At 44.4% G+C, this 12,768-nt stretch carries 12 protein-coding genes; 2 read left to right on the top strand and 10 right to left on the bottom strand.

The annotated features are described in order from the left end of the window. Positions 1-10: 10 nt before the first annotated feature. Both VC178_RS02410 and VC178_RS02405 read left to right on the top strand, forming a co-directional pair. Positions 11-688: a hypothetical protein gene (locus VC178_RS02410; protein WP_323481510.1), complete on the top strand. Its 678-nt coding sequence runs from the start codon at positions 11-13 to the stop codon at positions 686-688. Between the two features lie 10 nt (positions 689-698). Continuing rightward, complete coding sequence (locus VC178_RS02405; RefSeq protein ID WP_323481509.1) at positions 699-1,592, top strand: hypothetical protein; 894 nt, start codon at positions 699-701, stop codon at positions 1,590-1,592. A 2-nt stretch (positions 1,593-1,594) separates the two neighbouring features. Here VC178_RS02405 and VC178_RS02400 read toward each other — a convergent pair whose 3' ends face one another. From VC178_RS02400 to VC178_RS02355, 10 genes are all read right to left on the bottom strand, one after another. Next, positions 1,595-2,941, bottom strand: a complete 1,347-nt coding sequence (locus VC178_RS02400) for an MFS transporter (RefSeq protein WP_323481508.1) — start codon at positions 2,939-2,941, stop codon at positions 1,595-1,597. Between the two features lies 1 nt (position 2,942). Further along, positions 2,943-4,217, bottom strand: coding sequence for a DNA recombination protein RmuC (locus tag VC178_RS02395; RefSeq protein ID WP_323481507.1), 1,275 nt, complete (start codon positions 4,215-4,217; stop codon positions 2,943-2,945). A 13-nt stretch (positions 4,218-4,230) separates the two neighbouring features. Next, positions 4,231-4,539, bottom strand: a complete 309-nt coding sequence (grxD, locus tag VC178_RS02390; protein WP_215296161.1) for a Grx4 family monothiol glutaredoxin — start codon at positions 4,537-4,539, stop codon at positions 4,231-4,233. 90 nt (positions 4,540-4,629) lie between these two features. Next, a complete protein-coding gene (gene prmC, locus VC178_RS02385; RefSeq protein WP_323481506.1) occupies positions 4,630-5,481 on the bottom strand; it encodes a peptide chain release factor N(5)-glutamine methyltransferase in 852 nt (283 codons plus the stop codon). A 17-nt stretch (positions 5,482-5,498) separates the two neighbouring features. Next, complete coding sequence (gene prfA / locus VC178_RS02380; RefSeq protein WP_215296163.1) at positions 5,499-6,578, bottom strand: peptide chain release factor 1; 1,080 nt, start codon at positions 6,576-6,578, stop codon at positions 5,499-5,501. Further along, positions 6,579-7,895, bottom strand: a complete 1,317-nt coding sequence (gene hemA, locus VC178_RS02375; RefSeq protein WP_215296164.1) for a glutamyl-tRNA reductase — start codon at positions 7,893-7,895, stop codon at positions 6,579-6,581. It abuts the gene before it with no gap. Positions 7,896-8,124: 229 nt separating this feature from the next. Beyond that, positions 8,125-8,958, bottom strand: coding sequence for a uracil-DNA glycosylase (locus tag VC178_RS02370; RefSeq protein WP_323481505.1), 834 nt, complete (start codon positions 8,956-8,958; stop codon positions 8,125-8,127). Next, a complete protein-coding gene (locus tag VC178_RS02365) occupies positions 8,958-10,754 on the bottom strand; it encodes a M61 family metallopeptidase (RefSeq protein ID WP_323481504.1) in 1,797 nt (598 codons plus the stop codon). Before VC178_RS02365 ends, VC178_RS02370 begins: the two co-directional genes overlap by 1 nt. An 11-nt stretch (positions 10,755-10,765) precedes the next feature. Continuing rightward, positions 10,766-11,494 (bottom strand): DsbC family protein, encoded by a 729-nt coding sequence (locus VC178_RS02360; RefSeq protein ID WP_323481503.1) that lies wholly within the window; start codon positions 11,492-11,494, stop codon positions 10,766-10,768. After that, positions 11,487-12,761, bottom strand: a complete 1,275-nt coding sequence (locus VC178_RS02355) for an FAD-dependent monooxygenase (RefSeq protein ID WP_323481502.1) — start codon at positions 12,759-12,761, stop codon at positions 11,487-11,489. The genes VC178_RS02360 and VC178_RS02355 overlap by 8 nt, the downstream gene beginning before the upstream one ends. Positions 12,762-12,768: the final 7 nt, after the last annotated feature.

Below are 12,768 nucleotides of genomic sequence, written 5' to 3'. Positions count from 1 at the left end.
AAGGATATCAATGTCCCGCGGAATCTTATCTATTTACTGGGGTGACGAAACTAAGCTTCCTATTGATCGTTTAAAGGCATCAGTTCAAAAGTTCCACCCTGAATTACCCCATGAAATTATCAAGGTAGAGGCACCTGGCAATGATCCAGCAAGCTTGAATATAAAAGCATCTATGTTTGAGTTAACTCCATTTGAAGAAACTCTTTTTTTGGATTTGGATACGGTAGTCTTGGATAAGCTAGACTTCGGGTTTGAAAAAGCAAAACAATTTGGTTTGGCTCTATCTATTTGCGAGTCCCCATGGGGAAAGAGATACCCAAATATATTCAAGGGCGATGAAATCGAATACAACACTGGCGTTATTTTTTTTCAAAAACAGGCAAGACCTGTTTTTGAAAAATGGAATGAGTTGGCATATATGGTCGACTCTACTATTTTGGGTGTCAATAAGGATGGCCCTTACAGAATGCCTGCAAATGATCAAGGCTCTTTTGCTTTGGCAGTTAAGGAGACAGGTTTTAATCCATTTGTATTGCCCCTAAATTGGAATTTTCGTCCCCAATGGCAAAGAAGTTTTTTTGGGCCAATCAAAATATGGCATGACTATGTTGATCCTCCCCCATTCTTTGAGGAATTGAGTAAATACTATTCCAGTGAAGATTCCATCATTCAATATCATCAAGGTTAACGTTTCAAAGATGAATCTACAAATAATCAGCTCACCTGATTCGCTTAACGGCGCTTTGGAAACCTGGTTTGTGCAGAATGAGCTTTTTGGAGGGGCGCCTTATAGTCTTGGAGTGTCTTCGACCCATCTTGGTGATGCGACCATTATTTATTTGGAGTTAAGCCAAATTAATGTTGACCTCATTCGTCACATTAAATCTCTTGGCAATAAGGTAGTTCTTTACCACATGGGTGGTGAGCGGCTGGATAAGGATATTTCAGCATACCCTGAATGTGACCTTGTCATTCGCAATTATTATTTCCCGAGCATTATTAATGACTCAGAATCCGGAAAAAAAGTTTTATGGGCGCCCAATGGATTTAGGACTGGTGTTGGTCCAAGGGATAAATCTGCCCTAAAGAAAATTTCACAGCGTCAATGTTTAGCAGCTTTTTTAGGGTGGATTAATAACGCTGCTTCCTACAATCAAGAGCGCGCTAGCTTTGCTGGACCCGCAGCGGCTTGTGGTGAAGATCTATATATAATGCCTTCTAATGGCTTTGCAGGCGGCTATAACGTTGGACTATATTCAGCCATTATGGAGGATAGTATTTTTGCTCCATGTCCATCGGGCAACAATCCTGAGACAATTCGTTTATATGACACATTAGAGCTTGGCTGCATCCCAATCTCACTTTCACATGATTTTTTACTTTCCAAAGATGCTTTAGCATCGCTTGGACCTGTTCCATTTCCGCTTCTAGGATCTTGGTCTGAGTTGCCTCAATTCTTAGTAGAAATGAAGGAGAAGTTGATATCTAACCCTAATGAAATATTCGAACTCCAACGGCGTTGTATTGATTGGTGGTCAAGCTTCAAAATGAGTATGCAGAAAAAGATTGTCAATCGTATTGATGCCTTGTAAGGTTATTTAGATAGATTAATTCTTTTGGTTTCTGGTAAATAAAAAAACGCCGCAATTCCAGCTGCCCCAAGAAAAAGGGTTGGATACCATAGCCCTGCTAGGCTATTTCCCCAGGATTGGTTTAGCCAAGCAATAATTAGTGGCAGTAAGCCCCCTATCCAGCCTGCAGCTAAATTATGAGGTAGTGTTGCAGCACTATTGCGATTTTTTGCTGGAAATAATTCTGCTAGTAGAGCTGTTTGAGGGCCAGCTACCATTCCAAGAGCAAGCGAGAGAGTCATTAGTATGGCTCCCATTACTAGTAGTAAATCGTAAGTGGGCGCTTCAATATAGATTTCGCCAAAGTGCTGAAGTAGTTGAAATGCGGGGTGTATAAAAATAGCACCAAGAAAAATGCCAATCAATACAACTGGTTTTCTCCCAATACGATCTGATATCCATCCTGCGAATATCGTCAGCGGAAAAAGCATCATCGTTGCAAAAATGCTCAATTGATCAACCAGTGAGGTATTGAGCCTTACGGATGTTTTTAAAAAGATTGCGGTGTATACCTGTACACAAAAGAACAGAATTGCGCCGCTTGAAGAAATGCAAAAAAATAATAGAAACATTCTCTTGCGAATTTCTGGATCTTTGAAATTATTCATAAGGTGAGACTCATTTTTTTCAGCATGCTTGCTAAGCTCTAAAAATACAGGGGTCTCCTCCAGTGCCATGCGTGCTTTAAATGCAATGAGTAGCAGTAGTATCGAAATCCAAAACGGTACGCGCCAACCCCATGCCTGAAATTCTTCTGGCGATAGCCATTGCTGCAAGAAGGCTATTTGTAGCGTAGACAAAAGAATCCCTAATGGTCCCATCAACTGTAAAAAGCTTGTTTTAAATCCGCGGTTTTCGTTGCCAGCGTGTTCTGTGAGGTAGACGGCGCTTCCGCCGATTTCGCCGCCGGCAGAGAGCCCTTGCATGAGTCGAAGGCCAACTAAAAGAATCGGAGCCCAAATACCAATCTGGGCGTAGGTGGGTAGAAAGCCGACACTGACAGTTGCGAGGCCCATTAAAGCGATAGTAATCATGAAGACCGGTTTACGGCCTATGCGATCTCCCAAGGATCCAAATAAGGCTGATCCAATAGGCCTCACTACCATCCCAATCCCAAAAGTTGCAAGGCTGGCTAGAAGCCCTGTATTAGGGTCATTAGAAGGAAAAAATAAAGGGCCGAGAGCAACAGCTAGGGTTGCAAAGGTGAGAAAGTCGTACCACTCTAAAAAAGTCCCAAAACAAGCGGCAATGGCCACCTTTCTGTAATGCTGTGGACCTCTTACTTCTTCTATCTTTTTAATACTGTTCAATTTATTCAGAATCTGATGAAGATTCAATTAGAGGGGCGGATAGATTCTTGCTGGGTTTAACCCCCAGTTCACGCACTCTCTCTGCAGAGCGAATCAAATTACCTTTGCCAGTCTTCAGTTTATTAAAGGCATCGTGGTAGCTAGTTTGAGCCTGGTCCAATCGCTGACCGAGTTTCTCAAGATCTTCTACAAATCCTACAAACTTGTCGTAGAGACTGCCGCATTGTTTTGCAATCTCTAGGGCATTGCGATTTTGATGATCCTGTCTCCAGAGATGGGCCACTGTTCGCAGAGTAGCCATCAAAGTGCTTGGACATACCAACACAATATTTTTAGAAAGCGCCTCCTGATATAAATTTGGAGCAGTTTTAAGGGCTAATAAAAACGCAGGTTCAATTGGCACAAACATGAGTACAAAATCTACGGAACCTGCGCCATAGAGAGAGCTGTAATTCTTTCCAGATAACCCGTGGATATGCTGACGTAATGATTGAATATGGGTAGCCAGTTCTCGCTCTGCAGTATCTGCATCGGTAGTTTCTGCATGGCGGGCATAGGCCGTAATCGATACTTTGCTATCAACCACCAAACTCCTACCTTCGGGAAGTTTAATTACTACATCAGGTTGAAGACGTGAGCCATCACTTTGTGTATGGCTATCTTGAACTACATATTCCTCGCCTTTACGAAGACCTGATGATTCAAGAATAGATTCGAGTACGAGTTCGCCCCAGTTACCCTGAGCCTTGGAGTCGCCTTTCAATGCTTGAGTCAAAGAGCGCGTCTCATCTGACATGCGTAAATTTAGATTTGCTAGGCGCTCAATTTCACTTTTCAGGGCAAAGCGCTCACGCGCTTCATTGCCATAAGAGTTATTGACCTGCTCTTTAAATTCCGTGAGCTTGGCTTGCAATGGTTTTAAAAGAGCATCAAGGCTGGCTGCGTTTTGTTCTGTGAAGCGCTTGGATTTGTCTTCCAGGATTTCATTAGCCAAATTTTTGAATTGGCTAGTTAGTACTTCTTTAGCTTCATTGAGCGACTCAATCCGTCCAAGTCCTTGTTTGCGTTCTGAGTCAAGTTCTGCTTCAAGCCGAATGGCGTTTTGTAATGCTATATCTCGTTCAGCTCTTAGGCTGAGAGCTAAAGCAATTTCTGTTTTGGCTTGAAGTTCAGCTCTAGTAAGACTAGAGCGTAAATTTAGTACATAAACCAAAAGGCCTGCACACAATCCGAGTGGCAGGCCAAATAGTAGAAGGGAACTTAGATCAAAAGTCACCAGGAAAACGAATTTAAGCTTTAACTAATTTTTGAAGTTCACCAGACTCGAACATCTCTGACATGATGTCTGAGCCGCCAATGAATTCACCATTGATATAGAGCTGAGGGATTGTTGGCCAATTGGCAAATTGCTTAATGCCTTCGCGAATCCCGGCATCTTCCAATACATTGACAGTATGAAGTGTTTCAACGCCACTGGCACGAAGAATATTGATGGCATTACCAGAGAAGCCGCACTGCGGAAATTGAGCGGTACCCTTCATAAACAAAACAACGGGATGGCTAGTAACGATTTCTTTGATTTGAGCTTGAGTATCCATAAATTCTTTCTATAAAAACGATAACGATAGTTTGACGCCTGCTATGGGTTTGATTTTAAGACTTAATGCAAAAAAGGGTGATTTAAGGTCTCATTTTCGTGCTGATACTGCCCGGTTATGACCAGCCAAATCTTGATGGGTTTGAATATCGCGCAATCCTGCATCTTTCATCAGGTTGGCCACCGCCTCTGACTGATCAAAGCCGTGCTCCACGGCAATCAGACCCATGGGTTTTAAGTGGTTTGAAGCCCCATGAATGATTGCTTCAAGGCAGGTGAGCCCATTGGCATGGTCGGTTAATGCGGAAATGGGTTCAAAACGCAGATCACCTTGAGTGAGATGGGGATCCTCGTTAGCGATGTAGGGAGGGTTGCTTAAGATGACGTCAAACAAGGTATTATCTACCAGGGCTACATACCAGCTCCCTTGGGCAAATTGCACCCGAGATTCAAGATCTAAGTGCTTTGCATTGGCTTTAGCAATTACGAGGGCTTCAGGAGATTGATCTGTTGCGGTAACGATGGCGTCTGGGGCTGCATGAGCAATTGCTAATGCAATCGCGCCAGAACCCGTTCCCAGATCAAGCAACTTAGGGGTGGAAACCCCATTTTCAATTCGCCCAATCTCACGAAGTCCAATGTCTACTAGTAGCTCAGTTTCTGGTCGTGGTATCAATACCCCTGATGCAACCTGTAGTTCAATATTGTGGAAGCCTCGTTTACCGATGAGATAGGCAATAGGTTCACCTTGTAGCCGCCTCAATTCAAGTGCTTTCCAGTCCTCAAGGGCATTGGCATTCAGCTCCATATCATCACGTGATAGCAGGGCAGAGCGCGGAAGTTGGTAGTACCTATCCAGCACATTTGCCATCAGAATGCGTGCTTCATTTAGGGGAAGAGGCGAAGCACCCAACAAAGAGCGCAGACTGAAATCTTGACCCATGAAAGTGTTGCTATCGCTTAATTGTCACCAAGGGCGGCAAGTAATTCTGCTTGATGCTCAGATGCAAGGGCATTGCAAAGATCATTAATATCGCCATCCATCATGGCATCAATTTTGTAGAGCGTGAGATTAATGCGGTGATCGGTAATACGACCTTGTGGAAAGTTGTAAGTCCGAATGCGGTCACTACGATCGCCTGAGCCAATCAAGGATTTCCTAGTTTGCGCTTCGAGCTGATGCTTCTCACGCTCGCGTGCATCCATGATGCGTGAAACCAATACTTTCATTGCCTGCTCACGGTTGCGGTGTTGGCTGCGATCGTCCTGACATTCCACTACGGTGCCTGTTGGTAGGTGAGTAATACGAACAGCTGAATCCGTCTTATTAATGTGCTGGCCACCAGCACCAGAAGCACGGAAGGTATCGATGCGTAATTCGGCAGGATTAATTTTGACGGCCTCTAGTTCATCAGCTTCTGGCATGACTGCAACCGTGCAAGCTGATGTATGAATACGTCCTTGGGTCTCTGTTTGGGGTACGCGTTGTACGCGATGACCGCCCGACTCAAATTTCAGACGCGAGTATACAGATTGACCTACCAAGCGCAGGACAACCTCTTTATAACCCCCTAAATCGGATTCAGCTGCACTGACTACTTCCACTTTCCAGCCTTGACGTTCTGCAAAGCGGGTATACATCCGCAAAAGATCGCCAGCAAATAGAGCACTTTCATCGCCGCCAGTCCCCGCACGAATCTCTAAGAACACATTGCGCTCATCATTTTCGTCTTTGGGTAACAAGAGCTTTTGCAGTGCTGCCTCAAGCTCTTCCATAGTTGATTGAGCTTGTTTCTGCTCTTCGTCCGCAAAGTCCTTCATATCGGGATCTTTGCGCATCTCTTCTGCAGCTTGCGCGTCCGCCTCAGCCTGTTTGTAAAGGCCAAATTGCTCAACGACAGTTGCAATATCCGAATGCTCACGCGTGAGCTTCCGATAAGCATCCATATCTTTGGTTGCTTCTTCGGACGTTAAAAGGGAGTTGAGTTCGGCTAAGCGCGTGTCTAGATGATCTAGCTTAGCCCGCATGCTGGGCTTCATCTAATGGTCTTCTGGTTTGGAATGTGAGGCGAATAGTTTTGGTAACAATTTAATCAAAGCATCACGCTCAGCGCCGTTTGAGTGCTGCAAAGCATGGAGTGAGCCATGCAAGAATTTATTGGTAAGACCTTGTGCCATTGCATTAAGGACTTCTTGTGGATCATCACCACGTATTAAGCGTTTCATGGCACGCTCTAACTCAAGTTGTCTTAAACGTTCGCCTTGCTGCTGAATATCTTGAATTATAGGAACGGCATTACGGCCTTGCATCCAATGCATAAAGTTACCAACACGATCTTCAATGATCGCCTCTGCTTGGCTCACAGCCGCTTGGCGCAAACTTGCTCCTGTTTGAATCATGACGCCTAAGTCATCAACTGTATAAAGATACACATCACCTAGTCTAGAAATTTCTGGCTCAAAGTCACGCGGCACTGCTAAATCAATCATCACCATAGGCTTTTGGCGGCGCTGCTTGAGAGCACTTTCTACCATCCCCAAGCCAATGATAGGCAAAGATGAAGCAGTGCTTGAAACAATAATGTCGAACTCATGTAAGCGGCTAGGGAGTTCAGAAAGCTTGAAGGATTCAGCTTGGATATCTTGTTCAGCAATCGAGTCTGCTAATTCTTGTCCACGTTCGATGGTGCGATTGGCAATAGCTACATTTTTTGGTTTACGAGCAACAAAGTGGGTTGCGCATAATGTGATCATTTCACCAGCGCCAATAAATAAAACTTTTTGATTAGATATTTTTTCAAAAATCCGCTCTGAAAGTCGCACTGATGCAGCAGCCATAGAAATCGAGTGCGCGCCAATTTCAGTAGAGCCGCGAACTTCCTTGGCAACAGCAAACGTTTTTTGAAATAACTGATTGAGGTAAGTGCCCAAAACACCAGCATCATTTGCAGTACGGACAGCATCTTTCATCTGACCCAAAATTTGGGTTTCACCAATCACCATCGAATCTAAACCGCAGGCTACTCTAAAGGCATGACGAACAGCATCGGATTGGGGAAGGGAATAGATATGAGGTTCAAGACTGCTTGGGGCAAGCTGCTGAGTTTTGGCTAGCCAATCAAACGTTGCTTCGTGAAGAATGTCGGCAGCATGAGGATCATTGGCGGCGCAATAGACCTCGGTGCGGTTACAGGTTGATAGGATGGTGGCTTCGGGCAGGCCGGATTGATTCGCCCCAAGCAAATGCTGGCGAAGATCGTGCAACGCTTCTTGAAGAAATTCAGGATCAAAGGCGACCTTTTCCCGAATGGCGACCGGCGCTGTGTGATGATTGATGCCGAGTGTCAACAACTTCATAATGGTGATTATAGATTTGATGATGTCATTATTGGAGGTAAGAATGGGGTTTTTGGCTTTTCTGCTAATTGGGGGTTTATCTGGGGCTTCTTCCTGGATTTTTTACCCTGGTCGATCCAGAGGCCCAAACACTTTAGGCTTCCTCATGGCTGCATTGATGGGCTTTATTGCAGCGGCAGCAAGCTCTTACTTGGGTCAATACACCGGTTTTTTTCAATCCGGCCAAATGCTAGAGTGGCTTGTGGCTATCTTGGCCTCTTGCACCATTGGGTGCATCTATACCGCTTTCGCTAAATAGATCGACTTGCCCCCCTTTTCTTGGGGCTTTCGCAGAGCTATGAATCCATTCAATAGGAGCAAGCTTATTTGCTAGTAGCCATTCATTGGTTTTGGTGAAGTGATTACAACTACCAGCGCCACCCGGATCTAAAAACGGCTTATCGGTTTTATAGACTCCTAGACCTGAAGGATGTGAGGATTGCAAAATCAACTGATCTTTTCCAGCTTCAATGAGGGGTAACTTAGATTGAGCATGTCCTCCCCAAAGCATCCAGACTAAGTATGGCTTTTTTAGAGCAAGCGATGAAATTAAGCGATCAATTAGATTTTGCCATCCGAGCTTAGTATGACTACCGGCTTTACCTAATTGAACGCTGAGTGCCGTGTTGAGCAGCAGTACTCCTTGCTTGCTCCAAGCGTGTAAGTCACCATTGGGCAGGCTACCAAAGCCCTCAAGTGTTAGTGCCTTGCTAATATTGCGCAGCGAACTCGGAAACACACGAGAATTTGTTGGAATGCTCTCGGGAATTGAAAATGCAAGCCCTTGAGCAAGCCCGGGTGAGTGATAGGGATCTTGTCCAATAATCACCACTTTTACTGAATTTAATGGGGTTAACTTGAGCGCTTTGAAAAAATTCTGTGGCTCAGGGCAGACACTTGCAAAATCAGCATCTAAGACTGCTCGAATATTTTTTTCTAAATTACTCCAAGCCGGTGAAGCGAAATAGTCACCCAATAATTTACGCCAGTCCTGCGGGATATCATCTTTAGAAAAAGAGGGCATTAGTTTTGTTTGGAGCTAGTGGTCGCCGAAATCAGCTCATATTGTGCTGGGAGCTGAGTAGGTTCTAGAACCAAGATACGTTCATGTTCGAGATCGTCGCGATAAAACGATATGCTGATGCTCTCGTTTTCTGAAAGACCCTGGAGTACCTTATCCCAGCGTGCATTCGTGATGCGTTGACCATTGATGCTTGCTACTAAGTCACCTGCTGCTAAGCCTGCTGCTTGTGCTGCACCACCATCTAACACATGAGTGACTTTAAGCCAGCCATTGACATCAGTGTGGCGTATACCTAGCTGCAACTTTATTTTCTCCAGCTTAGTTTGTGTTTTTGGTTTCACTAACACTAGCTTTGAAGTAATCCATGTTTGAATTGGAATATCTTCGACACCAAAAATATAGCGAGACTTGATGTCGCTCCATATTTTTCTAAAGTTACTTCCTAGTAGCTCGTTTATCAATTCATCTAAACTATCTTCAGAGATGCCATCCAGCGTGACGCCATGTCTTTGCCAAATCAGGCGCATGAGATTGTCTAAAGATTTTTTATTCTTGGAGAATGCACGAATTTGTAAATCCAAGCCTAGGGCTAGCAAAGCCCCTTTACCGTAATAGCTCACAACGGCGTTAGGAGTGTTCTCATCTGCTTGGTAGTACTTGGTCCAAGCATCAAATGAGCTATCAGCCAAGCTTTGCTTTAATCTGCCTGGTCCACGTAAGACGCTGTTCAAATTATCAGAAACCAGCTTCAAATACGTGCTTAGATCAATGCGTTTGCTACGGAATAGTTGCAGATCATCATAGTAGCTAGTAAAGCCTTCAAATAACCAAAGAAGGCGAGTGTGATTTCTATCTCCTAGTGCGTAGGGTTGGAAAGCCTTCGGCTGAATACGCTTTACTAACCATGCATGGAAATACTCATGACTACATAAGCCTAAGAATTCACGATAGCTCGCTTCATCTAAGGGAATATTCTTCTGCGGGATTTGATCTCGACGACACAATAGTGCGGTGCTATTGCGATGCTCAAGACCACCATAAGCATTTAAGACAGCATTGACTAAAAATAAGTAGTTAGTGAATGGCGCTTTTTTTATTTTGGGCTCGAAAAGATTGATAGTGCAAGAGCAAATTGCTTGCAAGTCACTTGCTAGGCGTACTGCATCAATTGGATGTATACATCCTTGAATCGCCATGCTATGAGACGTATTGTTTGATTTCCAGTGCACCATCTGAAACTCGCCCATAGCCACTGGGTGATCAATCAGATCATCATAGTTTTGGGCAAGATAAAACCCAAAACCACGCCCATCAGTTTTTGCAGATCGCAAAGTGGTTTGCACAGTCCAGTGATCAGCAAATCCACCTTCAGGCGAGACGATTGCTAAAGAGCAGGGAATATTTTCTTGCCCCTTGACTGTCAGGCAGAGACTGGTTGCGTTGAAGAATGCACGTTCTGTATCAAGGTAAGCTGCTCGAACAGAGTTATCGAAAGCATAAACTGTTGTCAGGATATCTACGGCACCAACCGCTGTTGGTAAAAGCCATTGATTGTTATCAATGCGCTCCAGAGTAATTTTTTTCTTAGTGGATTCTGCGCTAAACGCCTCGATGGTTTCAATATGTTTTGAAAAGTCCCGAATCAAATAGCTGCCCGGTATCCATGCAGGCATTTGCAGAATTTGTCCTTGAGGATCGGGGTGAGCAATATGAAGCTTTACCTGAAAACGATGGCCATGAGGGTCTGCAGGCCAGACAGTGTATTGAATTGCTGGCAGATCGGTTTTATTCATCATTCTTGAAGTAATTATTTCAGAGACGCAAATTTCTTTTCAATATCGGCAATCTGAACTGCGCCAGGGAAGCGGCTGCCATCGGTAAAGAAGAGCGTAGGGGTGCCGGTGATGCCATAGGTTTTAGCAAAGGTCAGATTTTTATCTAGTGGGCTACTGCAGTCCGTTTTCCCGCTAGGCGCAATACCATTAACCATCCAATCAATATAAGCTTTATTAGGATCGGCTGAGCACCATATCTGCTTAGATTTTTGTGCGGAGTCTGCCGAGAGAATCGGAATGAGATAAGTATAAATAGTGACATTATCTAATTGCTGCAACGATTTCTCGAGGCGCTTGCAATAGCCACAATTTGGATCTGAAAAAATAGCTAATTGGCGAGTGCCATTGCCCCGTACTACCTTGAAGGCATTGGCTTGATTCAGATCAGTCCATTTAATTCGGTTTAAGTCAGCCTGTCTTTGCTCCGTAATGTTTTTACCAGTAGCGAGCTCAATGATTTCACCTTGGATCAGGTATTTTCCTGAGCTGTCAGTGTAGAAAATATCATTGCCCACTAGCACCTCATATAGCCCGGGTACTGGGGCAGACGTAACGCTGCGTACTTTAGCATTTGCACCTAGTTTTTTCTGGATATCTGCCTTGATTTGCTGATCAACTTGGGCTTGAACTGATCCAGAAAAAATCATGCTGGTGCACATGAATGCAAGCATGGATAAGGCTACAGATAAAAATTTATTCAAAATCAATTTCTCCTAATGCGCGCTCAATGAGGCGCTGTTTAATGAAGTGACTTTTATTCACCAAGCCTAGCCCCCAATTACGTAACTGCTTTTCAGTACTGCTACTACCAGAGAACAATTTTTTCAAATTATCGGTAACCCATAAAAGTGCGCTAGTGTCGCCTTGTCGCTGACGTTCATAGCGACGTAATAAGTTCAGGTCGCTTAGTGAGCGAAAAGATTCCCGTTTGCTAAAAATATTGAGTAGTACGGCTACATCTCTCAATCCTAAGTTCAGGCCTTGGCCTGCTAGTGGGTGCATAACATGAGCCGCATCGCCAATCAATACCACTTTTGGATTTGTTTCTGGGCCAATAAAGCGAGCGGCACGAATCTTTCTTAGTGGATATGCGGCAGGAGCGGAGTTAAGGGTGAGCTCGCCCAATTGTTTAGTAATCGCACCATTTGCAATGGATGCGAAACGATCTAACCACTGGGATTGACTCAGTTGCAAGAGTTCTGCAGCCAGCTCCGGTGAAGTAGACCACACCATAGATACTTGTTTATTGGGCAAGGGGAGCATGGCAACAATATCACCACCTGGTAGGAACCACTGAAAAGCAGTTTCTAGGTGAGGATAAGTACAAGTCCAATTGGCTACAACAGCACTTTGTGAATAACTTTCTTCGCTAGCACTGATACCAATCTCAGATCGAATCGGTGAGTTCGCGCCATCAGCAGCGATCACGAGCGATGCGCGAACAATGCCGCTATTTTTTAAATGTAATGAACTTCCTTCTATATCAACTTTAATTTTTTCTACAGTATCTGAAATCCGCTCTAATTTATTTTGAAAACGCGATGCTTGATCTAGTGTGTGCTCGATCAAATTCGATTCACCAATCCATGCGAGTTGTGGTGTACCAGCTTCAAATGCAGAAAGATGAAGCTGATCATTTTTTTCACCGCGATCACCGTATATCCGCATATCGCGGACCACTTGTAGGCGACTATGGTCTAGTGCATCCCAAATCTGTAAATGGGCCAGGAGCTTTTGGGTGCTCGGTGAAAAGGCATAAATTCGTTGGCCCCATTGGCTTCCTTGAGGGTTAGGGACGGTTTGCCCTAAATCAGGGGCAATTTCTAGGGTCTGAAGCCCAAGTTGAGCCATGCCAAGGGCACAAGCCTTGCCAGTAATGCCTCCACCGACCACAACAACATCAACAGAGCGAATTTGTGGGGAACGGGAAGGCATCTTAGATAAATGATTTGAGTGAGCTTCTGACATAACTCGA

The organism is Polynucleobacter sp. AP-Sanab-80-C2 (assembly GCF_035012965.1).
GTDB lineage: Bacteria > Pseudomonadota > Gammaproteobacteria > Burkholderiales > Burkholderiaceae > Polynucleobacter.
Note: the sequence above shows the minus strand (reverse complement) of the source record. Positions and strands in the feature narration are given on the sequence as shown.